Annotated in this window: 17 protein-coding genes; 6 read left to right on the top strand and 11 right to left on the bottom strand. The window is 66.6% G+C overall.

Annotated features, from left to right (window positions below):
- Positions 1–124: 124 nt before the first annotated feature.
- On the bottom strand, positions 125–925 hold the full coding sequence (locus tag QPK31_RS14970) for a glycoside hydrolase family 16 protein (protein ID WP_290423725.1): 801 nt from the start codon (positions 923–925) through the stop codon (positions 125–127).
- A gap of 386 nt (positions 926–1,311) precedes the next feature.
- On the opposite strand from QPK31_RS14970, the gene QPK31_RS14975 reads away from it, so the two are divergent.
- The 5 genes from QPK31_RS14975 to QPK31_RS14995 all read left to right on the top strand — a co-directional run bounded on the left by QPK31_RS14975 (position 1,312) and on the right by QPK31_RS14995 (position 9,605).
- A complete protein-coding gene (locus tag QPK31_RS14975) occupies positions 1,312–4,413 on the top strand; it encodes a TonB-dependent receptor (protein WP_290423726.1) in 3,102 nt (1,033 codons plus the stop codon).
- A 370-nt stretch (positions 4,414–4,783) separates the two neighbouring features.
- Positions 4,784–6,346, top strand: a complete 1,563-nt coding sequence (locus QPK31_RS14980; RefSeq protein ID WP_290423727.1) for a tryptophan halogenase family protein — start codon at positions 4,784–4,786, stop codon at positions 6,344–6,346.
- A 26-nt stretch (positions 6,347–6,372) separates the two neighbouring features.
- Positions 6,373–7,101 carry a SapC family protein gene (locus tag QPK31_RS14985; protein ID WP_290423728.1) on the top strand — a complete coding sequence of 243 codons (729 nt, stop codon included), beginning with the start codon at positions 6,373–6,375 and terminating at the stop codon, positions 7,099–7,101.
- A complete protein-coding gene (locus QPK31_RS14990) occupies positions 7,085–8,098 on the top strand; it encodes a cupin-like domain-containing protein (protein ID WP_290423729.1) in 1,014 nt (337 codons plus the stop codon). Before QPK31_RS14985 ends, QPK31_RS14990 begins: the two co-directional genes overlap by 17 nt.
- Positions 8,099–8,108: 10 nt before the next feature.
- Complete coding sequence (locus QPK31_RS14995) at positions 8,109–9,605, top strand: tryptophan halogenase family protein (RefSeq protein ID WP_290423730.1); 1,497 nt, start codon at positions 8,109–8,111, stop codon at positions 9,603–9,605.
- 198 nt (positions 9,606–9,803) lie between these two features.
- Here QPK31_RS14995 and fucP read toward each other — a convergent pair whose 3' ends face one another.
- From fucP to QPK31_RS15040, 9 genes are all read right to left on the bottom strand, one after another.
- Positions 9,804–11,099 (bottom strand): L-fucose:H+ symporter permease, encoded by a 1,296-nt coding sequence (gene fucP, locus QPK31_RS15000; protein WP_290423731.1) that lies wholly within the window; start codon positions 11,097–11,099, stop codon positions 9,804–9,806.
- A 15-nt stretch (positions 11,100–11,114) separates the two neighbouring features.
- Positions 11,115–12,086 (bottom strand): glucokinase, encoded by a 972-nt coding sequence (locus QPK31_RS15005; protein ID WP_290423732.1) that lies wholly within the window; start codon positions 12,084–12,086, stop codon positions 11,115–11,117.
- Positions 12,083–14,605, bottom strand: coding sequence for a glycoside hydrolase family 3 protein (locus QPK31_RS15010; RefSeq protein ID WP_290423733.1), 2,523 nt, complete (start codon positions 14,603–14,605; stop codon positions 12,083–12,085). The genes QPK31_RS15005 and QPK31_RS15010 overlap by 4 nt, the downstream gene beginning before the upstream one ends.
- A 25-nt stretch (positions 14,606–14,630) precedes the next feature.
- Positions 14,631–15,995 carry a GH1 family beta-glucosidase gene (locus QPK31_RS15015; protein WP_290423734.1) on the bottom strand — a complete coding sequence of 455 codons (1,365 nt, stop codon included), beginning with the start codon at positions 15,993–15,995 and terminating at the stop codon, positions 14,631–14,633.
- A 99-nt stretch (positions 15,996–16,094) separates the two neighbouring features.
- Positions 16,095–17,303, bottom strand: coding sequence for a LacI family DNA-binding transcriptional regulator (locus tag QPK31_RS15020; RefSeq protein WP_290423735.1), 1,209 nt, complete (start codon positions 17,301–17,303; stop codon positions 16,095–16,097).
- 62 nt (positions 17,304–17,365) lie between these two features.
- A complete protein-coding gene (locus QPK31_RS15025; protein ID WP_290423736.1) occupies positions 17,366–18,412 on the bottom strand; it encodes an ABC transporter ATP-binding protein in 1,047 nt (348 codons plus the stop codon).
- A 3-nt stretch (positions 18,413–18,415) separates the two neighbouring features.
- Positions 18,416–19,327, bottom strand: coding sequence for a carbohydrate ABC transporter permease (locus QPK31_RS15030; RefSeq protein ID WP_290423787.1), 912 nt, complete (start codon positions 19,325–19,327; stop codon positions 18,416–18,418).
- Between the two features lie 2 nt (positions 19,328–19,329).
- Positions 19,330–20,205: a carbohydrate ABC transporter permease gene (locus QPK31_RS15035; protein ID WP_290423737.1), complete on the bottom strand. Its 876-nt coding sequence runs from the start codon at positions 20,203–20,205 to the stop codon at positions 19,330–19,332.
- A 15-nt stretch (positions 20,206–20,220) separates the two neighbouring features.
- Positions 20,221–21,498: an ABC transporter substrate-binding protein gene (locus QPK31_RS15040; RefSeq protein WP_290423738.1), complete on the bottom strand. Its 1,278-nt coding sequence runs from the start codon at positions 21,496–21,498 to the stop codon at positions 20,221–20,223.
- A 236-nt stretch (positions 21,499–21,734) separates the two neighbouring features.
- Here QPK31_RS15040 and QPK31_RS15045 point away from each other — a divergent pair, with 236 nt between their 5' ends.
- Positions 21,735–22,934: a cation:proton antiporter gene (locus QPK31_RS15045; RefSeq protein WP_374045812.1), complete on the top strand. Its 1,200-nt coding sequence runs from the start codon at positions 21,735–21,737 to the stop codon at positions 22,932–22,934.
- 270 nt (positions 22,935–23,204) lie between these two features.
- On the opposite strand, the gene QPK31_RS15050 is transcribed toward QPK31_RS15045, so the two are convergent.
- Entirely contained in the window at positions 23,205–24,578 is a 1,374-nt protein-coding gene (locus tag QPK31_RS15050; protein ID WP_290423740.1) for an HD-GYP domain-containing protein, read from the bottom strand.
- Positions 24,579–24,786 lie beyond the last annotated feature (208 nt).

Consider the following 24,786-nt stretch of genomic DNA (forward strand, 5'->3'; position numbering starts at 1 on the left):
GGTGGGTTCGAGAACCCACCCTACGACCGATGTAGATTGTTCATGCGCCCTACCCGGTGGGTTCGAGAACCCACCCTACGTATGCGGTAGGGTGGGTTCTCGAACCCACCATCCCATTGCCTGATCAACCCGGCCGCTTGTACACCCTCACCCAATCCACCAGCATCTGCTGCGGCAGCACCGTCGTCTCATCCGGATACCCCGGCCAATACCCGCCCACCGCCAGGTTCAGGATCACATAGAACGGATGTTCGAACACCCACTCCCCTTTCACCAGCTCGGGCGTGGCCGTGTGATAGAGCACGCCGTCGCGGTACCAGCGTATCCGCTTCGGCTCCCACTCCACCGCGTACACGTGGAAGTCGTCCGCATAGGCCCCGCTGTCGGCCTTGATCGGCGCACCGAAGCCATGCTCGCCCGAGTAGCCCGGCCCGTGGAGCGTGCCGTGCACCAGGTCCGGCTCCTTGCCGATGTTTTCCATGATGTCGATCTCGCCGCAGCGCGGCCAGCCGACCGTGCGGATATCGGCGCCCAGCATCCAGAAGGCCGGCCAGATGCCCTGCCCGCGCGGGATCCTGATGCGCGCTTCGTAGCGGCCATAGGTGCGTTCCTGCAGGCCGGCGGTCTTGATGCGCGCCGAGGTGAATTCCTTGCCGCCGTAGGCTTCGCGGCGCGCTTCCAGCACCAGCATGCCGCCGGCCACGCGCAGGTTTTCGGGCCGCTCGGTGTAGAACTGCTTCTCGTTGTTGCCGTTGTCCTTGCCGCCGGGCTCGGGCACCCACTTGGCGCGGTCCAGGGCCGTGCCGTCGAATTCGTCGTGCCAGTCCAGCGCCCAGCCGGACGGCGCCGGAACCGGTTGCGCCCGCACCGCGCCGCTACCGAACACCAGCGCCGCCAGGGCAAGCGCCATCCACTGTTTCTTCATCCGTCCGCCCCTTGCTTTGGAAACGTTACCATAACCATGGGCCGAATGTAACACCCGGCCATTTCGGGTGTCAACGCATGCCCGGTTGTTGCGCGGTTTTCCTCTTGCCCCGATCCCGAAGAATATTCCGTTGACAATTTTTTTTCCTAAGCCTAATATTCACTCAGAACATATGGAAACGTTTCCACAGTTTCCAAAAAACGGCGCCGGAACGAAGGGACGGCACAAGGAAGAATGACGATGCGCCGCTGCTCCGGTTCAGGGATGCAGTCGGCCTTTCGTGTTGGGCAGCGCGGTAACAGAGACAGCGGCAGGTCGGTCGGCCGGGTGCGGAGACCCGGTCAGGTGTGGCTGACAATCAAATCTATAAGAAAAGAGGAGAACACATGCACTACCCTTTGGCAAAGCAGAAACTCATCAGCCTGGCCGTCGCCGCTGCCTGCGGCGCCTTCCTGGCGCCGGCATACGCGCAGGAAGCCGGCCAAGCCACCGCCACCACCGCCAGCGGTAACGCCACCGGCGCGAACACGGGAGCAAACGCCGACCAGGCCAGCGGCGCCGGCAATGGCGCCACCACCGACCAGGCCAGCGGTGCCAGCCCGAACTCGGGCGTCGTCGCCGACGCCACCGCTGCCCCGCAGGTCGTCCTGGTCAAGGGCATCCGCCAGAGCATGGCCTCGTCGATGAACATGAAGCGCAACGCCACCGGCTTCGTCGACGGCATCGTCGCCGAGGACATCGGCAAATTCCCCGACACGAACCTGGCCGAGTCGCTGCAGCGCATCAGCGGCGTCTCGATCGACCGCGAAATCGGCGAAGGCTCGAAGGTCACCGTGCGCGGCGTCGGCCCCGACCTGAACCTGGTGCTGCTGAACGGCCGCCAGATGCCGACCTCGAACCTGGGCGACCGCAACGGCCGCGCCTACGACTTCGCGAACATCGCCTCGGAAGCGATCTCGCAGATCCAGGTGTACAAATCGGCGCGCGCGGACAGCCCGACCGGCGGCATCGGCGCCACCCTGAACGTGATGACCGCGCGTCCGCTGGAGCGCAACGGCCAGCAGGCCAGCATCGGCGTCAAGGGCGTGTACGACACCTCGGCCGACAACCTGCCCGACGACGTCAAGCGCGGCAAGAAGGTCACGCCGGAAATCTCCGGCATCTACAGCACCGCCAGCGCCGACGGCAAGTTCGGCATCGCCATCAGCGGCAGCTACCAGGAACGCAACCTGGGCTATAACCGCGCGGCGGTGCCGGGCGGCTGGCGCGGCCCGATCGCCGCCGGCGACAACGGCGCCTGGGGCAACATCCCGCAGCCGGGCACGCCGGGCAGCGAGAACATCGTCAACCGCCCTTCCGGCGACACCATCTATTCGGTGCCGCAGAACCTGAACTATTCGATGAGCGGCGTGCAGCGCGAGCGCACCAACGGCCAGCTGGTGCTGCAGTACGCACCGAGCAAGGCCCTGACCACGACCCTCGACTACACCTATTCCGAGAACAAGATCCACACCCGGCGCCAGGACATGTCGGCCTGGTTCAACTTCGGTCCTTCGGCCAGCAGCTGGGGCAACCCGGTGGGCGGCGTCGCGCCGCCGCTGACCTACATCGAGATCATCAACCCGGCCACCAGCGACATCGCCATGGGCGGCGCCGACTTCGCCACCCGCACCCAGAACAAGTCGCTCGGCTTCAACGCCGTCTGGAAGCCGACGAATGCCCTGCGCCTGGAACTCGACGCCCACAAGTCGACCGCCGAATCGATGCCGGACAGCCCATGGGGTTCGTCGAACACCCTGGGTACCGCGAGCTTCAGCCGCGGCACCACCACCGCCGACTTCACCCAGGACTTCCCGGTGCTGAGCATCGTCGGCGCCGACTTCGCCAACGCCGGCCAGCAGGTGACCGGTTCGACCTTCCAGAACGCCTACATGAAGGGCGAGGTCGAGCAGCTCCAGCTGAAGGGCGGCCTGAAAGTGATGGAATCCTCGGAACTGAACTTCGGCCTGGCCCTGACCGAGGTGAACAACCGCTCGGCCTTCTCGAACCAGCAGCGCGAAACCTGGGGCGGCGCCACCAGCGCGGCCGACTACCCGAGCAGCGTCTGGCACCAGGAAAGCCTGCGCCAGTACTTCGACAACATCAAGGGCAGCAACAACCCGAACCTGTTCAACACCTTCTACACCTTCGATTTCGGCCAGGTGCGCCAGATCGCGTCGGACGTGTCGGGCAATCCGGCGCTCTACCTGCCGAAGACCACCTACGACACCGACCAGCGCACCCGCGAACGCTCGAAGAGCCTGTACCTGCAGTTCAACACCGACTGGGACTTCGGGCTGCCGGTCCACACCGGCATCGGCGTGCGCTACGAAAATACCGATGTGCTCTCGAGCGCGCTGGTGCCGATCGCCACCGCCTACAGCTGGGAATCGAACAACGAGTTCAAGGTCCGCTTCGGCGCGCCCAACTTCACCAGCCTGACCGGCAAGTACCATTACTTCCTGCCGACCCTGGATGCCGACGTCGACCTGCGTCCGGACATGAAGCTGCGCTTCGCCTACGGCGAAACGATCGGCCGTCCGCGCTGGGACGAGATCGCCGGCGGCCAGGTGCTGGTCGAACTGGGACGCGTGATCGGCGGCGACGGCTCGCAGGGCAACCCGGCCCTGAAACCGGTCCATTCGAAGAACACCGACCTGTCCTACGAGTGGTATTACGGCAAGCAGAGCTTCTTCGCGATCGGCCACTTCCGCAAGAATCTGAAGAACTACTCGGGCCAGTCGCGCTTCACGGCCCAGCCTTTCAACCTGCACACCCCTGTGGGCGGTGCCTTCTGGAACGAGGCAATCGCGAACGGCTGCATTTCCTCGGACACGACCTGCATCCGCAACTACATCTTCCGCAACAAGGCCGGCCAGCCGGGCGTGATCCAGAACGGCGTCGACGGTTCGGGTAATCCGCGCGGCGAGATCATCGGCCAGCCGGGGGATCCGATCGCCAACTTCCAGATCTCGACGTATGCGAACCAGAAGAAGGCGATGGTGTACGGTACCGAGCTGAATGTGCAGCACATGTTCGGCAACACCGGCTTCGGCGTCCAGGCGAACTACACCTTCGTCGACTCGGGCCTGCGCTTCGATAACGGCAGCCTGGGCGACCAGTTCGTCATGCCGGGCCTGAGCGACTCGGCCAACCTGGTGGGGATCTACGAAAACAACAAGTGGACGGTGCGTGCGGCCCTCAACTGGCGCGACGAGTTCCTGTCCAGCCGCTTCGACGACGCCGGTCCGAACCCGATCTACCAGGAAGCCTACAAGCAGCTCGACCTGTCGATCGGCTACGCGTTCAACGACCGCCTGACCATCCAGTTCGAGGCCATCAACCTGACCGACGAAACCCAGCGTTCGCATGGCCGCACCAAGAACCAGGTGCTGTATGCGACGCAGAGCGGACCGCGCTACATGCTGGGCGCGCGCTACAAGTTCTGATCGGGTGAAGCGGAGGGGCCACGGCGGAGCATCGCCGTGGCCTTTTTTGATGCTCGCCTGGCCTGCGGCGTGACCCGTACGGTGGGCACACTGTGCCCACGCGGAAGCATGCGCCGTGTTGGCGCCTTTGCTGTCGCGACGACGGATCCTGGTCGACGCGTCCAAATGATCATTCGTGGCGTTTCGACAGGAACAGGAGACCTCTTCGAATCACGCCAACATGACGCAGCGTTCCGCGTGGGCACGGCGTGCCCACCGTACGGTCTCGGCCGCAGGCTCCGAAAAGTCCATCGATGCCTCGGCTTTTCGTGGTTTTTTTAGCCAGACTGCAATAAACTTCAAGCAACTTCAGTTTTTTGGAAACCATTCCATGGCGAGCAGCACCATCCGCCACGTGGTCATTGTCGGCGGCGGTTCCGCCGGCTGGCTGACCGCCGGCCTGATCGCGGCCGAGCACCGCGCCAACGCGCCCGACGGCCTGCGCGTGACCCTGATCGAGTCGCCCGACGTGCCCACCATCGGCGTCGGCGAAGGCACGTGGCCTTCGATGCGCGACACCCTGCGCCGCATCGGCGTGTCCGAGTCCGACTTCTTCCGCGAGTGCGACGCCGCCTTCAAGCAAGGTTCGCTGTTCGCGCGCTGGAGCAGCGGACAGGACAACGACTACTACTTCCACCCCTTCTCGCTGCCGCAAGGCTATGGCGACGCCGCCCTGGTCGAACGCTGGCAAGAAGCACACAGCGGCGTGCCATTCGCCGACCTGGCCAGCTACCAGCCGCATTTGTGCATGGCCGGCCGCGCGCCGAAGCAGGCGGCCACGCCCGAGTTCGCGGCCGTGGCCAACTACGGCTACCATCTCGACGCCGGCAAGTTCGGCGTCTTCCTGAAGAAGCACTGCCTGGAGCGCCTGGGCGTGCACTACGTGCCCGACCACGTGCTCGGCATCGCGTCGCACGCGAACGGCGACATCGCCGCCCTGCGCACCCAGGCCCACGGCCTGCTGGCAGGCGACCTGTTCGTCGACTGCACCGGCATGCGCTCGCTGCTGCTCGGCCAGCACTACGGCGTGCCCTTCCTCTCGCAGCGGCATGTGCTGTTCAACGACACGGCCCTGGCCGTGCAGGTACCCTATGCAAGCGAGGACACGCCCATCGCCTCGCAGACCACCTCCACCGCCCAGCAGGCCGGCTGGATCTGGGACATCGGCCTGCCGACCCGGCGCGGCGTCGGCCATGTGTACTCCAGCGCCCACACGAGCGACGAGGAAGCGGAACGCGCCCTGCGCGCCTACATCGCCGCCAGCGGCGGGCCGCAAGATTGCCCGGCTCCCCGAAAAATCGGCTTCCAGCCCGGCTACCGCGAGCGCTTCTGGCACCGCAATTGCGTCGCCGTCGGCCTCTCCGGCGGCTTCATCGAACCGCTGGAAGCCTCGGCCCTGGCCATGGTCGAACTCTCGGCGGCGATGATCGTCGACGAGATGCCGGTCACGCGCGAACACATGGACGTCGTCGCGCGCCGCTTCAACGACACCTTCCGTTACCGCTGGGAGCGCGTGATCGACTTCCTCAAGCTGCACTATGTGCTGAGCCGGCGCGAGGACAGCGCTGATTGCAGCTCTTACTGGCATGACAACCGCGCAGCGGAGTCGATACCCGAGCGCCTGCGCGAACTGCTGTCGCTGTGGCGCTACCGCGCACCGATGCGCGGCGACTTCCCGCGCATCGAGGAAGTCTTCCCGACCGCCAGCTGGCAATACGTGCTGTACGGGATGGGCTGGCGCAACGCTGCCGGCGCCACCCGCCGCGCCGACGGCGCGCTGGCCGACGCCTTCTTCCGCGAAGCCGCCGACCTGACACGGCGCATGCTGCCCGCCCTGCCCGCCAACCGCGAGCTGCTGGCCCACATCCGCGCGCACGGCTTGCCGCGCACCTGAACACAACCACAACAACAGAGACAACCATGCCGAATCCGGTCCTACTGAACAATATCGACCACGCCGCCATGCGCGTGATCCCCACCCGCGGCGCCGCCTGGGGCGACAACGTAATGTCGGCCCTGACCTACCCCGACGAATTCCGCACCCTGCAGGCGCACTACCCGATCGTCTTCCAGCAGAACGGCGAAGGCGGCTCAGGTGATTTCCATGCGTTGGCCCTGTTCGGCTTCCAGCAGGGCGAGAACCTGTTTCTCGACGATGCGCATGGAGAGGAAGTTTGGGACGCCCCGGAGATCCCGCTGTCGGTCCAGCGCCAGCCCTTCCTGATCGGCACCGACGGCGACGAACTGATGGTGCACGTCGACCTCGACAGCCCGCGCCTGAGCCGCGAACACGGCGAGCCGCTGTTCCTGCCCCAGGGCGGGAATACCGAGTACACCGAGCGCATGGCCTCGACGCTGCGCGCCATCCACCTCGGCCTGCAAGGCGCGCGCAGCTTCACCGCCGCCCTGCTCGAGCACAATCTGCTCGAATCCTTCTTCCTCGACGTCACCCTCGACGACGGCTCGGTCAACCGCCTGGCCGGCTTCCACACCATCCACGAAGAGCGCCTGGCGGCACTCGATGGCGCCGCGCTCGAGCGCCTGCACCGCGCCGGCCACCTGCAGGCCATTTACATGGTGCTGGCTTCGCTGTCGCAGTTCCGCGCCCTGATCGACCGCAAGAATCGCCGCAATGCTGCCGGCCGCTGAACCCATCCGCGAGATCGACGCCAGTGGTCCCAGCGTCCTCACCGATGCAGTACTGGCCTCGACCGAACCGGTGGTGCTGCGCGGCCTGGCCGCGCGCTGGCCCATGGTGCGCGCGGCAATCGCCTCCTTCGATGCGGCCGACGCCTACCTGCGCCGCTTCTACCGCGACGCCACCGTCACCGCCATGCTGGGCGCGCCCGACATCGGCGGCCGCTTCTTCTACAACCAGGACTTCACCGGCTTCAATTTCGCGCCGGTGCGGGCGCGCCTGGACGCGGTGCTGGCCGAGCTGCGCGGACACCTGCGCGACGACGTGCCACCCGCGATCTACGTCGGCTCGACCACCATCGACACCTGCCTGCCGGGCTTTCGCGCCGAGAACGACATCGACCTCGGCGGCCGCGACGCCCTGGCCAGCATCTGGATCGGCAACCGCACCCGCATCGCCGCCCACTACGACCTGCCCGACAACGTGGCCTGTGTGGCGGCCGGGCGCCGCCGCTTCACCCTGTTCCCGCCCGACCAGGTGGACAACCTGTACATCGGCCCGCTCGACCTGACGCCGGCCGGCCAGCCCATCAGCCTGGTCGACTTCCACCAGCCCGACCTGGACCGCTTTCCGAAGTTCGAGGAAGCCATGCGCCATGCCCGGGTGGCCGAACTGGCGCCGGGCGACGCCCTCTTCATCCCGAGCATGTGGTGGCACCACATCGAGGCGCTGGACCGCTTCAACGTGCTGGTGAACTACTGGTGGCGCCAGTCGCCCGACTACATGGACACGCCGATCAACGCGCTGATGCACGCCTTGATGAGCGTGCGCGACCTGCCGCCGGAGCAGCGGCGCGCCTGGCAGGGCCTGTTCCGGCGCTACGTGTTCGAGGCCGGCGAGGAGACCGCGGCCCACATCGCGCCGCATGCGCGCGGCGTATTGAATCCGCTCGACGATGCCGCCGTACGCGCCCTGCGCGCCCAATTATTAAAGCGGATGAACCGCTAAGGAGACAAGCATGGAGACGCACGTGAACAACAAGCCCGTCCGCCGCGTGGTGATCGCCGGCGGCGGCACGGCCGGCTGGATGGTCGCCGCCTGCCTCGGTAAATCCCTCGGCAAGCGCCTCGACATCAAACTGGTCGAGTCCGACGAGATCGGCACCGTGGGCGTGGGCGAAGCCACCATCCCGACGCTGCAGAACTTCCACCACCTGCTGGAGATCAACGAGCAGGAATTCATGGCCGCCACCCACGCCACCTTCAAGCTGGGCATCAGCTTCGAAAACTGGCGCGACGTGCACCAGGATTACATCCACTCCTTCGGGAATACCGGCATCGACCACTGGACCGCCGGCTTCCAGCACTTCTGGCACAAGGGCCGCGAGCGCGGCCTGGCCGGCGACTACGGCGACTACTGCCTGGAACACCGCGCGGCCCAGCTGAACCGCTTCGCCCACCTGCCGAAGCAGGGCATGAACTACGCCTACCACATGGATGCCGGCGCCTATGCGCGCTTCCTGCGCCGCTTCAGCGAGCAGCATGGCGTGCAGCGGGTGGAAGCGAAGATCGTCGACGTGACGAAAGACGCGGCATCGAACGCGATCCGCTCGATCAGGCTCGATTCCGGCACCGAGCTGGAAGGCGACCTGTTCATCGACTGCACCGGTTTCCGGGCGCTGCTGATCGGCGAGGCGCTGGGCGCGGAATACGAGGACTGGTCGCACTGGCTGTTCAACGACAGCGCCGCGGCCGTGCAGACCGCGTCCCATGGCGAAGCCGTTCCCTACACCCGCTCGATCGCGCGCGAAGCCGGCTGGCAGTGGCGCATCCCGCTGCAGCACCGGGTCGGCAACGGCCTGGTGTTCGCGAGCCGCTTCATCGACGACGACGGCGCCATCGCCACCCTCAAGCGCCACATCACCGGCGAAGCGCTGATGCAGCCGCGCGTGATCCGCTTCAAGCCTGGCCAGCGCAAGCAGGTCTGGGTCGGCAACTGCATCGCCATCGGCCTGGCCAGCGGCTTCCTGGAACCGATCGAATCGACCAGCATCCACCTGATCCAGCGCGGCATCGTGCGCCTGATGCAGATGTTCCCTTCGAACGGCATCCGCGCCAGCGACGTCGCCGAATACAACCGCCAGGCCGCCGACGAGATCGCCCACATCCGCGACTTCATCGTCCTGCACTACAAGGTCACAAACCGCCGCGACACGCCCTACTGGCGCGCCTGCGCCGAGATGGACGTCCCAAGCTCGCTGCAGCACCGCATCGACCTGTTCCGCGAGACCGGGCGCGTGTTCCGGGCGCCGAACGAACTGTTCGCGGAGAACTCGTGGATCCAGGTGATGCTCGGGCAAGGGATCATGCCGGAGGGGCATCACCAGACGGCGGACTTGATGGGCGATGTGGAGCTGAAGGGCTTCCTGGACAATATCAGCGGGTCGGTGAACCGGACCGTGGCGCAGTTGCCGCCGCATGAAGCGTACGTGCGCCAATATTGCCCGGCACGTTGACTGTAGGGTGGGCACTCCGTGCCCACGCGGAAGGCGGCACAGCGTTACAACATGCTCGTGGCATAAAGCAAGCGCCGCGTTATCGCCTCAGAAGCGGTAACGCGGCGCTTGTTTTTCGATGGGATCAAACGTCAACATGACGCGACGTTCCGCGTGGGCACGGAGTGCCCACCCTACGGTCACGGCCGCGGGCCCCTGTTATTTCTCGGTGCCTTCGCGGTGCAGCCCCGCATACTTCACCCCGAAGAACATGATGAACAAATAGCACGCCGCCGGCACCAGGAAGGAAATCTGCAGCCCGACGTTATCCGCCACGCCGCCCTGGATGAAGGGCACAATGGCGCCGCCGACGATCGCCATGCACAGGATGCCCGAACCCTGCCCCGTATGCCGCCCCAGCCCATGCAGCGCCAGGCTGAAGATGGTCGGGAACATGATCGAATTGCACAAGCCCACCGCGACAATCGCCCACATCGCCACCGAACCCTGCGAGAAGGTCGCCAGCAACACCAGCACGATCGCGCCGAGCGCATTGCAGGCCAGGGTCTTGCCCGGGCTGACGGTGCGCATCACGGCAAAGCCGATGAAGCGGCCGACCAGCGCGCCGCCCCAGTACATGCTGACATAATTCGCCGCCGCCGCGTGGTCCAGGCCCGCGATGTGCGGCTCGCCCAGGAAGTTGACCAGGAAGCTGCCGATACTCACCTCGCCGCCCACGTAGACGAAGATCGCCACCGCGCCCAGCACCAGGTGGCGGTAGTTCCAGGCCGAGCCCTTGCCGGCAACAGTCGCCGCCGGGCCTTCGTCATGGTTGATCTTCGGCAGGCGCGCCAGCGCGAACAGCACCGCCAGGATCGCCAGCGCCGCGGCCAGCGCCAGGTAAGGCCCCTGCACGGTGGCCGCTTCCTGCGCCTTGTAGGCTGCCTGCTCGGCCGCCGACATCGCCGCCAGCCGGTCGGCGCCGACCGCCGCCGCCGACAGGATCAGCACGCCGCCCAGGTAGGGGCCGACCGTGGTGCCGAGCGAATTGAAGGCCTGGGTGAGGGTCAGGCGGCTGGACGCGGTGCGCGCCGGTCCCAGCACGGTGACGTAGGGATTGGCCGCCACCTGCAGGATGGTGATGCCGCTGGCGAGAACAAAAAAGGCGAACAGGAACAGCGCATAGCCGCTCCGGGCCGCCGGGTAGAACAGCGCGCAGCCGGCTGCCGCGATCAGGAGGCCGGTGACGGCGCCGCGCTGGTAGCCGATGCGGCGGATCAGGGCGCCGGCCGGGATCGAGACGATGAAGTAGGCGCCGAAGAAGCAGAACTGCACTAGCATCGCCTGCAGGTAGCTGAGCGTGTAGATGGCCTTCAGGTGCGGGATCAGGATGTCGTTCAGCGAGGTCAGCAAACCCCACATGAAGAACAGGATGGTGACGATGACGAGCGGGCCGGTGTTCGACCCGGCTGCGCCGCTGCCTGCCGCCGGCGCGCGCGTTGCGGTGTGTTCCATGGTGTCTCCTTTTGTTTATTGTTGGTTGGCGATGTGCGCCGACAGCATCGCCGCCACGCCCTGCAGCGCCGGATAGGGCTCGGTGATCACCCAGGTCGGGATGCGCGCCAGGTAGGACGAGAGGCGCCCCTTGTCCTCGAAGCGGCGCCGGAACGAGGATTGCGCGAACAGGGGGCCGAGGCGCGGCACGATGCCGCCGCCGATGTACATGCCACCGGTGGCGCCCAGCGTGAGCGCGACGTTCCCGGCCACGCTGCCGAGGATACCGCAGAAGGTCTCGACCGTACGCAGGCAGGCGTCGCAGCTGCCGTCGAGCGCCTGGCGCGTGATGTCGGGCGCGGCCAGCGAGTCGCCCGACAGCACGCGGTGGATCGCCTCCAGGCCGGGGCCGGACAGCAGGCGCTCGGCCGACACATGGCCGTACTCTTCCTGCAGGCGCTCGAGGATCACGAACTCGTCGCGCGTGCAGGGCGCGAAGCTGGCATGCCCGCCCTCGCCCGCCAGCGCCGTCCACTGCCCGCCGGCCGGGATCACGCCCGACACGCCGAGGCCGGTGCCGGGGCCGATCAGGCCGATCGGACGGCCGCCCAGCTCGATGCCGCCGCCCGCATCTCCTCCTATGCGTTCGCGCTGGTACGGCTGCAGATGGGGCAGCGACATCGCCAGCGCCGCGAAGTCGTTCACCACCAGCAGTGTCGACAGCGCGCGCTCGTCGCGCAGGCCGGAGATGGAAAAGCTCCAGTGGTGATTCGTCATGCTGACCCGGTCTTCCTCGACCGGATTGGCAATCGCAATCGCCGCATGGCGGATGCCGTCCACGGCGAAGCCGCGCTTGCCGGCAGCGCCCAGGTAGCTGTGCATGGCGTCGGCCAGCGTATCGTGGCCGGCGCAAGGCAGCACCTCGATGCAGTCGAAGCGCCCGTCCAGGTGCAGCGCGAAGCGCGCGTTGGTGCCGCCGATGTCGGCGACCAGGCTGGGCATGCTCATTTCAGCTCCTCGCAGCGCACGGCGTCCTGTTCCTTCGCGCCGCCGCCCAGGATGTCGATGTTGGTAAAGGCGGCGGTGAAGGCGGCGCTGCTGCTCACCACGAACGGCGCCTCGACCCTGGCCAGGTCGGCACCGCGCGCGCTGAAGCAGGCCAGCGGGATCTTGACCGTCTGCTTGCCCTTGCCGGCCAGGCGCGCAAACAGCGCGCTGGCGTCGAGCGGCGTGCCGCAAGGCGCGTTGGCGCCGCAGGCCATGGCAATCGTCACCTTGCCCGCCGGTGCGGCGCCGACGATGGTGTCGAAGCGCAGCGCGCCATCCTTGCTTGCTGCCGGCGGCAGCACCATGGCTTTCGTGCCGCGCGCCTCGATGCTGGCCGGACCGGTCCAGGTGACCTGCCGCGCATCCTGCTGGGTGTTGATCTGCGCCGTCTGGACGCTCACGTTCGGCAGCGTGAAGGTGGCGTTCAGGTCGGCGCCGAGCGGCTTGACTTCGCTCCCGCTGCGGATGGCCAGCGGGAAGCTGGCGCGGTCGGCCTGGCCGTAGACCGGGAAGCTGTTGCTGACGCCGCAGCCGCCGGCCGGGTAGCTCGCATCCAGCTGGCCCAGCCTGGAGCGGGTGCCGCTGCGCAGGCCGTAGCCGAGCTTGAACAGCGGATCGTAGTTGGCGCTGCCGGCATTCAGGCTGGTCTGGCAGACGGTCTTCGGCCACGAGAACGACAGGGTGCCGCTGAAGTCATACCGTTTCGGACCTGCCACCAGCAAATCGGCCACGCCCTTGCCTTCGCTGCCAGGCAGCCAGGCGGCGACAAAGGTATCGGACAGGTTCATCAGGTCGTTGACCCAGAGCGGACGTCCGGCCACGAACACGGTGACCACCGGCTTGCCCTTGCCGCTGACCGCCTGCAGCACGGCCAGGTCTTCCGGATGGCGGCCGCTGTGGCGCAGCGTGCCGTTCGGGCCGATGTCGCCGTCGCCTTCGGCATACGGGGTTTCGCCGATCACGGCAATCACCGCATCGTAGTCGGCCACGTTTACCCCTGCCCCGTCGGCGCTGTAGGCCACGTTCGCGGCCCCATTGGCGGCGCGGATGCCGGCCAGGATGCTGTCGGCGTTCGGGAAGTCGGCATTCGTGTTGGCCGTGCCCTGCCAGGTGAGCGACCAGCCGCCGGTCTGGTTCGAGATGCTGTCGGCGGTCTTGCCGACCACCAGGATCTTCTTGCCCTTCGCCAGCGGCAGCGCCGGTCCTTCGTTCTTCAGCAGCACCAGCGACTGGCGCACGGCGCGCCGCGCCAGCGCGCGGTCTTGCAGGGCCGCGTCCTTGCCGGCGTAGGCGTTGGCGGATGGACGCTTGCCGAACAGGCCGGCGCGCAGTTTCACGCGCACGATGCGAGTCACGGCGTCGTCGATGCGCGCCATCGGGATTTCGCCGGACTCCACCTGCCTGGTGGTGTTGGCGATAAAGGCCTTCCAGTCGTCCGGCACCATGAACATGTCCATGCCGGCGTTCACGGATTGGGCGCAGCTGTCGTTGCGGCAGCCCGGCACCTCGGCGATGCCGTTCCAGTCGCTGACGACGAAACCGTCGAAGCCCAGCTTGTTCTTCAGGATGTCGGTGATCGCCACGCGGCTGCCATGCAGCTTGCCGTGTTCGGTGTTTGAAGCCGTGTCGGTCCAGCTGTTAAACGAGATCATGACCGTCTGCGCGCCGGCTTCCAGGCCGGGGTAATAGCCCTGGCCGTGGATGTTCATCATCTCGGCGGCGCTGGCCTTCGTCACGCCACGGTCCTTGCCCTGGTCGGTGCCGCCGTCGCCCATGAAGTGCTTGATCGAGGCAACCACGTTCGCGTCCTTGTCGAAGCGGCCCTGCAGCCCTTTTACGTAAGGGCCGGCATAGCTTTTCACCAGCAGCGGGTCTTCCGAGAAGCTTTCGTAGGTGCGGCCCCAACGGTCGTCGCGCACCACGGCCACGGTCGGGCCGAAGACCCAGGCCAGGCCCGTGGCGCGCACCGCGCGTGCGGTGGCGGCGCCGATCTCGCCGGCCAGTTTCGGATCGTGGGCGGCGCCCAGGCCGATGTTGTGCGGGTAGATGGTGGCGCCGACCACGTTGTTGTTGCCGTGGACGGCGTCGATGCCCCAGATCACCGGCACCTTGATCGCCATGTCGGTGGCCATCGAGGCGTCGTAATAGGCGTTGGCGAGCGCCAGCCAGTCGGCGGCCGTGGCGTGCTTGTTGTTGTTCGGCCAGCTGCCGCCGCCGTTCAGCACCGAGCCGAGGTAGTAGCGCTTGACGTCGTCGGGCGTGGCGGTCTTGATCTCGGCCTGGGTCATCTGGCCGATCTTCTGCGCCAGCGTCATCTTGCTCACGATCTCGGCGACGCGCGCTTCCAGCTTCGCGTCCTTGGCGATCGCGCTCTTCGGCGCCGGCCAGTCGGACAACTGGGCAGCCGCAGGGGCGGCGATGGCGGGCAAGGCAAAGGCGACGGCCAGGGCCAATACAGACAGGTGCAGCTTCTTGTTCATCTCGTCTCCGTGTTTTGATCGTGCGTTATTCCTGGCGCAGGAAGCGGCGGTACCACTTGCCGCTGTCCTTCAGCGTGCGCTGCTGGCTGTCGTAGTCGATGTGCACCAGGCCGAAGCGGCGGCCATAACCCTCGGCCCACTCGAAGTTGTCGACCAGGCTCCAGGCGAAGTAACCCTTCACCGGGACGCCGCTGTCTATCACATCGCGCAGGGCCGCCAGGTGGCGCTGCAGGTAGCGTTGGCGTTCGACGTCGTTCACATTGCCGTCTTCGCCCACCACGTCGTCGTAGCAGGAGCCGTTCTCGGTGATGTACATCGGCCCCGGATGATAGTCGTTCTCGATGCGCGCCAGCAGTTCGGCCAGGCCCTCGGGCGCGACTTCCCAGCCCAGGGCGGTGGTCTCGACATCTTGTGGGGGCAGCACGCGCACCGACAGCGGTCCTTCGCCCGGCGCATCCTGGATGGTCTCGGGGAAGTAATAGTTCACGCCCAGGAAGTCGGTCTTCACGGCGATGGCGTCCAGGTCGCCCGGGTGCACGGCCGGCGCCGCATCCTTGATCAGGTCGAGCGTGGCTTGCGGATAGCCGCGGCCGTACAGCGGGTCGAGGAACCAGCGGTAGCGCAGGCCGTCGTGGCGCAGCTTGGCGGCCTGGTCCTCGGGGCTGTCGCTGGCGGCCCTCAGCGGGTGCAGCGAGAGCGACAGGCCGACCTTCGCATCCGGCACGTTGGCGCGGATCAGCGGCACCGCCTTGCCGTGCGAGAGCAGCACGTGGTGGCAGACCTGCAGCGCGGTGGCGAAGTCGGTGTGGCCCGGCGCGTGCAGGCCTTCCCAGTTGCCGATGAAGGCAGTGCACCAGGGTTCGTTATGCGTGATCCAGTGCTGCACGCGGTCGCCCAAGCGGCGCGTCATGGCATCCACGAATTCGAGGTAGGCGTCGACCGTGCTGCGCTCGGCCCAGCCGCCGCGGTCCTGCAGGAATTGCGGCAAGTCCCAGTGGTACAGCGTGGCCCAGGGTTGCAGGCCGCGCTCCAGCATGCCGTCGACCAGGCGCGAGTAGAAATCCAGCCCTTTCGCATTCGGCTTGCCGCCAATCTCGGAGAAGATGCGCGGCCAGGCGATCGAGAAGCGGTAGGCGTTCAGGCCCATGTCGCGGCCGATGTCGAAGTCCTCGGGCCAGCGGTGGTAGTGGTCGCAGGCCACGCTGCCGTTGGCGCCGCCCTTCACCTTGCCGGGAGTGGCGGCGAAGCGGTCCCAGATCGACTCGACGCGGCCGTCTTCGAAGCCGGCGCCTTCGATCTGGTAGGACGAGGTGGCGCAGCCCCAGAGGAAGTCGGAAGCGAATTCGCTGCGCGCGGGCGGGTGCTGGTCTGTGCTGTTCGTGGTCGTCATGGTCTCGGTTCGGTGGACAATAGTCGAATGTTTTGGAAAGCTTTCCATACTCGTTTCAAAAAAAAGCGCCAGGCCGGCGCCTTTTCGGATCGTTCGTGTTCATGCGGCCTTCGGGCGGCGTGCGCGTTTGCTGTTTTCTCCGGCCTTGGCCAGCGATGCGCGCAGCGTGACCGACACCGGGAAGCTGTGCTCGACCGGGCGCGCCAGGTCGTAGCAGCGGTTCAGCAAGGCGTTCAGGCCGCTCCTCGTCATCTCGCGCCAGGGCATGCGCACCGAGGTCAGGCGCGGCGCCGAAAACTCGGCGCTCGGGGTGTCGTCGTAGCCGATCACCGACAAATCGTGCGGCACGCGGATGCCCGCTTCCTGGAAGTAGGACAGCGCACCCACCGCCATCTCGTCATTGGCGCAGAACAGCGCGCTGCACGGGTTGCCGGACTCGATCAGCGCCTTTGCCGCGGCCCAGCCGCCGGCCGGCGAAAAGTCGCTCTCCGCCACCCACAGGGTATGCGTGTCGATGCCTGACTCTTCCAGCTCGGCCTTGAAGCCTTCCACGCGCTCGACGTTGTCGAGCAGGCTGGCCGGGCCGGCGACGATGGCGATGTCGCGGTGGCCGTGTTCGAGCAGCGCGCGCGCAGCCAGGCGCCCACCCAGGCGGTGGTCGACCATGAAGCACTGGTCGGGGATGCCGGCGAAGCTGTGGTTCAGCGCCACCAGCTGGCGGCTCTTGGCGCCGAGCGCGGCGATGTCTTCTTCGAGCAGGGCGCTGGTCATCACGATCAGGCCGTCGCAGCCGCGCTCGAGCAGGAAGTCGATGCCCTCGACTGCCTGGCGCCGCGCGTCGCCCAGGCCGACGCCGAAGGCCACCACCATGTGCAGGCCGGCGGCGNTCTTGGCGCCGAGCGCGGCGATGTCTTCTTCGAGCAGGGCGCTGGTCATCACGATCAGGCCGTCGCAGCCGCGCTCGAGCAGGAAGTCGATGCCCTCGACTGCCTGGCGCCGCGCGTCGCCCAGGCCGACGCCGAAGGCCACCACCATGTGCAGGCCGGCGGCGCGCAGCTCGGTGTCGATGATCTGCAGGATCGGCGTGTAGAAGGTACCCGAGAGGACGGGAATGTAGACGCCGATCATGCGGCTGGAGCCGGACAGCAGCGCGCGCGCCGCGTGCGAGGGCCGGAAGCCCAGCTCGTCGATCGCCTTCTTCACGCGCTCGAGCGTCGCCGGCGAGACCGAGCCCTTGCCGCTGACCACGCGCGACGCGGTTCCCAGTCCCACGCCCGCCAGGCGCGCTACGTCTTTGATCGTTGCCACACAATTCCTTCGTCTATCGTTGTTGTCATCCGCATGGAAGCATACTCCATGCCTGTTGATCTTTACAGTCGTCCGCCGCTCGCCGGGTCGAACAGCGACACGCGCGCTGCATCGATCCCGAAGCGCAGCCCCTGCCCTGCCGTAAAGCTCCCCGGCCCGTGCACGATGGCCGACAGGCTGTGCCCGCCGCAGTCCAGCCAGATCACCTGGTGGTTCCCCATCGGCTCGACCAGGGTCACGGTGCCCGCCAGCGGGCCGTGTGCGTCGATGTGAATGTGTTCGGGCCGCACGCCGAGCGTCGCCGCGCCGGCCGGCATCGGCTCCTGCAAGGCCAGCGCCAGGCTGCCGGCATTGAAGCGGTTATGCAGGTCGACCTCGCCATCGATGAAGTTCATCGCCGGCGCGCCCAGGAATCCCGCCACGAAGCGGTTCGCCGGGCGCTCATACACGTCGGCCGGGGTGCCGATCTGCTGCACCACGCCGCCCTGCATGACGACGATACGCGAGGCCAGGGTCATCGCTTCGACCTGGTCGTGGGTCACGTAGATCATGGTCGAGCCGAGGCGCGCATGCAGGAGCTTGAGTTCGCGGCGCAGTTCGGCGCGCAGCTTGGCGTCCAGGTTCGACAGCGGTTCGTCGAACAGGAAGACGCCGGCTTCGCGCACCAGGGCGCGCCCGATGGCCACGCGCTGGCGCTGGCCGCCCGACAATTGGGCGGGCTTGCGCGACAGGAGTGCGTCGAGCTGCAGCATCTCGGCGGCGCGGCCCACGCGGCGCGCGATCTCGGCCTTCGGCGTGCCGGCCATTTTCAGGCCGAAGGACATGTTGTCCTTCACCGTCATGGTCGGGTACAGCGCATACGACTGGAACACCATGCCGATGCCGCGTTCGCTGGGGTCGGCCAGGGTCATGTCCTGGCCGCCGATCTCGATGCTGCCGGCCGTCGCGTCGATCAGGCCGGCGATGCTGTGCAGGAGCGTGGACTTGCCGCAGCCCGAAGGCCCGAGCAGCACCAGGAATTCGCCCGGTTCGACCTGCAGGTCGAGCTCGCGGATAATCGGCTTGCCGCCGAGCGTGATGGAGAGTTTGCGTAGATGGACGTTCGCCATGCATCAGCCTTTCACGGCGCCGGCGGCAATACCGCGCACGAACCAGCGTCCGGAGAAAAAGTAAAGCGCCAGCGGCACCAGGGCGGTGAGGATGGTCGCGGCCATGTTCACGTTGTACAGGCGGGTGCCGGTGGTGGTGTTGATCACGTTGTTCAGCTGGACCGTCATCGGCAGGTTGTCGCGCCCGGCGAACACCAGGCCCAGGATGTAGTCGTTCCACACGCCCGTCACCTGCATGATGGCGGCCACCACGATGATCGGCACCGACAAAGGCAGCACCACGTGCAGGAAGATGCGCCAGAAGCCGCCGCCGTCGATGCGCGCCGCGTGGAACAGCTCCTGCGGCAGGCTGGCGTAGTAGTTCCGGAACAGCAAGGTCATCACCGGCATGCCGAAGATCAGGTGCACCAGCACGATGGCGGGCAAGGAACCGAAGATGCCGGCGCCGGCCAGCAGGCGCACCAGCGGGTAGATCATCACCTGCACCGGGATGAAGGCGCCCCCCAAGAGTACGCCGAACAGGATATTCGCGCCGCGCGGACGCCAGAAGCTGAGCGCATAGCCGTTGATCGCGCCAATCAAGATCGGCAGGATCGTGCTGGGCACCGTGATCGCCACCGAATTCCAGAAGCCGCCGCGGATGCCTTCGCAGGAGGCGCCGGTGCAGACTTCGCTCCAGGCCTGGCGCCAGGGTTCGATCGTCCACTCGATCGGCAGCGCCAGGATGGAACCGGCGCGGATCTCGTCCATGCCCTTCAGCGAAGTCACGACCATCACGTACAGCGGCAGCAGGAAGAACAGCGCCGCGCCGAACAGGAAGACGTAGATGCCGACGCGCGCCGGCGTGAAGTGGCTGCGGCGCGCACGGGCCGCAGCGGGCACGCGCACAACCGGGGTCTGCAAGGTGGTCTGCATCATCATGCCTTGCTCCTTCGACTGCGGGCGTAGGCATACGGCGCCAGCAAGGCCACCACCGGCACCAGCAGCATGATCGCGCCGGCCGAGGCCAGGCCGATGTTCGAGCGCAGGAACAGATGGTCCATGATGAACTTGGCCGGCACCTCGCTGGCCGTGCCGGGGCCGCCCTGGGTCATGGCGACCACGGCGTCGTACAGCTTGACCACACCCGTGGCCAGCAGCAGGAACACAGTGGCGATGGTGGGCCACAGCATCGGCAAAATAATCGATACGTAGACCCGCCAGGCCGGAATCCCATCCAGGCGCGCCGCCTTCCAGATGTCGGCGTCGATGCCGCGCAGGCCGGCCAGCATCAGCGCCATCACCAGGCCCGCCGATTGCCAGACGGTGGCGATCACGATGGTATAGATCGCCATGTCCTGGTCGACGATCCAGTCAAACACGAAGTCGGGGAAGCCGAGGCGCGCGATGGCCCCGTCGATGCCGGTGCCGGGCGTGAGCAGCCATTGCCAGACCAGGCCGGTGGCGACGAAGGACATCGCGTACGGATACAGGAAGACGGTGCGCAGCACACCCTCGCCGCTCACGTTCTGGTCGATGAAGACGGCGAGCAGGAAGCCGATCACCAGGCAGGCCAGGATGAACAGCAAGCCATACACGGCCAGGTTGTTCAGCGAGAGCATCCAGCGCTCGTTGTCGAACAGCCGCGTGTACTGCGTGATGCCGATGAATTTATCGGACGGGAAGGTGCGCGAGGCCGTGAACGAGGTGCGCAGGGTCCAGAGCATCGTGCCGAGGTAGGCGACGATGACGGTGAGCGCCATCGGCAGCAAGGCTGCGTAGGGTGTCACTGCGCGGATGGGCCGGGCCAGCATGCTCGTCACCGCGCCTTATTCGCTCAACGCAGCGGCGATGTTCTTCTGCGCCTTGTCGACCGTCATGTTGGTGTTCCAGTAGGCGGTCAGCACATCCTGCATGGCGCCGTTCTGGTCCGGGGTCAAATAAACCTCGGACACGCCCAGGTGGCGCGAGCGGTCCTTCATGATGGCGATGCCCTTCTGGGCGCAGGCGTCGGCTTGCGACGCGTCGACGTCGGTGCGCACCGGCACCGAGCCTTTCAGTTTGCTGAAGGCGAGCTGGGTGTTCGGCGCCACCACCACGCTGGCCAGCAGCTTCTGCGCCTGCACCGCTCCGGCGTTGCGGGTTTTCGGGAAGACGAAGACGTCGCCCTGCATCAGGTAGGGCGCGTTCGGCGCCAGGCCGGCGATGCAGCCGAACTGCTGCTCCGGCACCTGCCTGGCGGCGGTGAATTCGCCCTTGGCCCAGTCGCCCATGATCTGGATGCCGGCCTTGCCCGAGATGAGCATCGCGGTGGCGTCGTTCCAGTTGCGGCCCGGCGAGCGCGCGTCGACATAGGACTGCAGGCGTTTATACGCCAGCAGCACGTTGCGGAAGGCGGGCGAGGCGATGGCCTTCGGATCGCGGTCGCGCAGCACCTTCAGGTAGAGGTCCTTGCCGCCCAGGTTGGCGAGCATGGCGGAGAACAGGATGGTTTCTTGCCAGGCCTGGCCGCCGTGGGCCAGGGGCACGATGCCGGCCGCCTTGAGTGTATCCAGGGCGGCGAAGAATTCGGGGACGCTGGCGGGTTCTTTCGCGATGCCGGCCTTCTGGAAGGCGGCCTTCGAATACCAGATCCAGGTCTGCATGTGGATGTTCAGCGGCACGGCATAGTAATGGCCGTCGACCTTGATCACGCTGACGATGGGTTCGGGCAGCAGCTTGTCCCAGTTCTGGGCGCGCGCAACGTCGTCGACGTTGTTCAGCATGCCCTGCTCGATGATGTCGAAGAACTGCTTGGAGGTGTTGAACTGGGCGGCGGTCGGTGGATTGCCGCCGACGATGCGATTCACGGTAACGGCGCGCGACTGGTCGCCGCCGGCGATCGCCGTATCGACCCAGACGCCGCCGGCTGCGCGGTAGGCCTGCGCCACCTGCTTGACGGCGGCCGATTCGCCGCCCGAGGTCCACCAGTGGATGACTTCGGCGCGGGGCGCGCTAGCCCGCGGGGCCGTACTGGCTGCTGCTGCTGCGCCGGCGGCGAAGCTGTCTGCGCTGGCGAACAAGGCCGCGCAGGCGCAGGCCAGCGCCAGATTCTGTGCTTTGTACATCGTGTCTCCAATCCTTCGCCTGTCCTTGTCGGTACGCTTTTGGAAACGTTACCAGCGGCTTTGACCGACTATAGCATCCGGCGATTTTTTGTGTCAATTAATAACTTTTTTGTATCGGCGGCAGTCTTTCGCTGTCTTCCCGGAAATGCTGTGGTATCGTTTCCAATCCTGCACTGTACTGACACCCTGGCGTGCAGGAATCATAAAAATATCCGGGAGACATTATGCACACAGCCATGGGAACGACCGAAATCTTTTTGATCGCGATGCTCGTCATCTTCACCCTGCCCTACCTGATCTGGCGGGTCGGGAACACCGATTACTGGGCGCCGCTGGTGGTGGTGCAGATCATCACCGGCGTGCTGCTCGGCCCCGGCATCCTGGGCCGCGCCTACCCCGACTACTACGCCTTCGTGTTCAACCCGCAGGTGATGGGCGCCATGAACGGCATCGCCTGGTGGGCGGTGATGATCTTCGTGATGATCGCCGGCGTCGAGCTGGATTTGAAAAAGGCCTGGGAACACCGGCGCGAAAGCGTGATCACGGCCTCGCTGGCCCTGGGCACGCCGCTGGTCTTCGGCTGCATCGCCGCCGTCGGCATGCTCGGCTACGCCGGCTGGAAAGGCGCGCAGGCCCAGGACTGGCAGTTCGTGCTGGGCGTGGGCATGGCCTGCGCGGTGACGGCGCTGCCGATCCTGATCCTGCTGATGGAGAAGCTCGAGATCCTGCGCGAGCCGATCGGCCAGCGCATCCTGCGCTACGCCAGCCTGGACGACATCGCGATCTGGGGCGTGCTGGCCCTGATCCTGCTGGACTGGGACCGCGTCGGCCGCCAGCTCGGCTTCCTGGTGGTGTTCGCGGTCGCCGCCCTGCTGTTCCGGCGCCTGATGGCCTGGCTGGAAGAGCGCGACCGCTGGTACGTGATCCTGGTCTGGCTGGCCGCCTGCGCGCTGGCCGCCGACTGGGCCGGCCTGCACTACATGGTCGGCGCCTTCCTTGCCGGGGCCATCAGCGAAGCCTCGTGGTTCGACCAGAAGCGCCTCGACACCCTGCGCCAGCAGGTGCTGCTGGTGCTGATGCCGGTCTACTTCCTGAGCACCGGCCTGAAGACCAACTGGGCGGTGGGCGGCTCGGCCGTGTTCGTGGCGGCGGCGGTGCTGCTGGTGGCCTCGGTGGCCGGCAAGCTGGCCGGCACCCACATCGCCGGGCGCATCCTGGGCTGGAGCCGCACCGAGTCGTCGATCATCGGCTGGCTGCTGCAGACCAAGGCGCTGATCATGATCATCTTCGTGAACATCCTGCTCGACAAGGGCATCGTCACCAACGAGACCTTCACCGCCCTGCTGCTGATGGCGATCGCCAGCACCATGCTGACGGTGCCGGTGGTGTATCCGAAGCTGCGGCGGGTGGCGCAGCTGGTGTTCAAGACGAGTTGAGTCGATCAGCGCGCGGGCTGATCCATCTAAATCGGCCTGCGGCGGCAACCGTACGGTGGGCACTCCGTGCCCACGCGGCTACGAGCAGATCCTTTTAGCGTTGGCAGCGAAACGTCGCTTGCGAAATTTGCGATGGACGAAAGGCCATGCATGGCGTCGGGCCAGGCTCAAGGTCAGCGGGCGAAAAGTCGCCGCACGCAGTGCAAGGATAGACACGTAACCGCGTGGGCACGGAGTGCCCACCGTACGGTCAAGGCTGCAGGCCAGGTTTTACAAGGCCACGCGCGCGACCGCTTCCTTCAACGCCGCGAAGCAGCGCGCGTCGAGCGCGGTGCCGACGGTCTTTTCCATCATCGCCAGCGCCTCCTGCGGCGGGATCGCCCTGCGATACGGCCGCTCGGCGGTGATCGCATCGAAGATGTCGGCGGTGGTGATGATGCGCGTCTCGAGGTCGATCTGGGCGGCCACGAGGCCGCGCGGGTAGCCGCCGCCGTCGAGGCGTTCATGGTGGGCGCCGGCGATCCGTCCCAGTTCGGCAAAGGCGGCGATGCGCGAGAGGATGGTCTCGGTGAACTCGGCGTGGCGGCGCACCGCGGCCCATTCGTCGCGGTCGAGGGCGCCGGGCTTGTCGAGGATGCTGTTGCTGACGCCGAGCTTGCCGACGTCGTGCAGCAGCGCGCCCCGCTTCAGCCAGCGGCGCCGCGCGGGCGACAGGCCGAGCGTTTCGCCGATCATGTCGGTGTACAGCGCCACGCGTGCGCTATGGCCGCCCGTGTAGGGACTCTTCGAGTCGACCACCTGGCCGAAGGCGGTGGCGATGTCGTCGAGGTAGTCGTCGTCGATCGGCATCGTGTGCTCGGCCGGCTCCATGGCGAACACGGTCGCATCGAGCGCCGGGTCGGCCAGCGTGCTCCAGAATGCGTCGCTCGCGGCCACCTCGCTGAAGACGCGCACCAGTTGCGGGTCGAGCCAGGTGCCGGTGCGGTGGCGCAGCTCGGCCAGCGCCGCCGCCTTGCCGCCGGCGGTGTGGAAGACGTCGACCAGCTGGGCCAGCATGGCGATGCGCGCGTACACGGGAATCGCCTCGCCCTCTAGGCGCGCTGGCTTGCCATTGCCGTTGTAATGTTCGTCGAGGCTGTAGATGCCGGCCGCCACGGACTCGGGAAAGCGCAGCAGGCGCGCGATCTCGGCGCCGCGCGAGCAGCGCGTGACGATCAGTTCCTCGGCCGTGCTGCGGCCTTCGCGCAGCATGGTCAGCACGGCGCGGAAGCGCTCGGCCAGGCCGGCCTTCAGGCCGGTGTGCTTGAGGACAAAGGCGATCAGGTGCGGGGTGCTGTCGCGCACCGTCTTGAAATCGCGCTTGAAACCGAGGTCGTCGGTCAGGTACAGCTCGCAGATACGCGCCGCATTGCTGCTGCAGCCGACATCCTTCAGCAGCAGCGTGTAGTAGAGCTCCCACAGCTGCTGCCCGCTCAGTCCCGCCCGGGCGCCGACCTGCATGCCGATCCAGCAGGACCGCACGCAATGGCCTTCGGGCTGGCCTTCGGTCAGGTCGAGGGCGTAGCTGAGCGATCCGATCAGCTCGGACAGCTTGAGCGAGTCGGCGGCGGCAACCTGCGCCAGCGCCTCGGGAAATCTATCCATGGCTAGAATTTCTTGCTGGAAACGATTCATTCTACGCGACACGCTTGCCGCGCCCGATTGCCTGCTCTAAATGTGAAGTTTCCAGGACGAATTGAGCAGTTTTATCTGCAAAATGCGCACATTGTCGTGATCGATCGGAGCAGTTTGCTGTTTTGCCGCCTGTCCGCTGCGCTGGCATCTTGCAGGCAGGCTGGTGCGGCGCAGAAAT

This window comes from Massilia sp. YIM B02769, assembly GCF_030411995.1.
Taxonomy (GTDB): domain Bacteria; phylum Pseudomonadota; class Gammaproteobacteria; order Burkholderiales; family Burkholderiaceae_D; genus Telluria.

Coding starts and splice junctions, on each gene's coding strand:
- QPK31_RS15015 (WP_290423734.1), bottom strand. CDS start 15,995: ATGACGACCACGAACAGCACAGACCAGCACCCGCCCGCGCGCAGCGAA.
- QPK31_RS15025 (WP_290423736.1), bottom strand. CDS start 18,412: ATGGCGAACGTCCATCTACGCAAACTCTCCATCACGCTCGGCGGCAAG.
- QPK31_RS15050 (WP_290423740.1), bottom strand. CDS start 24,578: ATGGATAGATTTCCCGAGGCGCTGGCGCAGGTTGCCGCCGCCGACTCG.
- QPK31_RS14980 (WP_290423727.1), top strand. CDS start 4,784: ATGGCGAGCAGCACCATCCGCCACGTGGTCATTGTCGGCGGCGGTTCC.
- QPK31_RS14985 (WP_290423728.1), top strand. CDS start 6,373: ATGCCGAATCCGGTCCTACTGAACAATATCGACCACGCCGCCATGCGC.
- fucP (WP_290423731.1), bottom strand. CDS start 11,099: ATGGAACACACCGCAACGCGCGCGCCGGCGGCAGGCAGCGGCGCAGCC.
- QPK31_RS15010 (WP_290423733.1), bottom strand. CDS start 14,605: ATGAACAAGAAGCTGCACCTGTCTGTATTGGCCCTGGCCGTCGCCTTT.
- QPK31_RS14990 (WP_290423729.1), top strand. CDS start 7,085: ATGCTGCCGGCCGCTGAACCCATCCGCGAGATCGACGCCAGTGGTCCC.
- QPK31_RS15040 (WP_290423738.1), bottom strand. CDS start 21,498: ATGTACAAAGCACAGAATCTGGCGCTGGCCTGCGCCTGCGCGGCCTTG.
- QPK31_RS15045 (WP_374045812.1), top strand. CDS start 21,735: ATGGGAACGACCGAAATCTTTTTGATCGCGATGCTCGTCATCTTCACC.
- QPK31_RS15035 (WP_290423737.1), bottom strand. CDS start 20,205: ATGCTGGCCCGGCCCATCCGCGCAGTGACACCCTACGCAGCCTTGCTG.
- QPK31_RS14970 (WP_290423725.1), bottom strand. CDS start 925: ATGAAGAAACAGTGGATGGCGCTTGCCCTGGCGGCGCTGGTGTTCGGT.
- QPK31_RS15005 (WP_290423732.1), bottom strand. CDS start 12,086: ATGAGCATGCCCAGCCTGGTCGCCGACATCGGCGGCACCAACGCGCGC.
- QPK31_RS14975 (WP_290423726.1), top strand. CDS start 1,312: ATGCACTACCCTTTGGCAAAGCAGAAACTCATCAGCCTGGCCGTCGCC.
- QPK31_RS14995 (WP_290423730.1), top strand. CDS start 8,109: ATGGAGACGCACGTGAACAACAAGCCCGTCCGCCGCGTGGTGATCGCC.
- QPK31_RS15030 (WP_290423787.1), bottom strand. CDS start 19,327: ATGCAGACCACCTTGCAGACCCCGGTTGTGCGCGTGCCCGCTGCGGCC.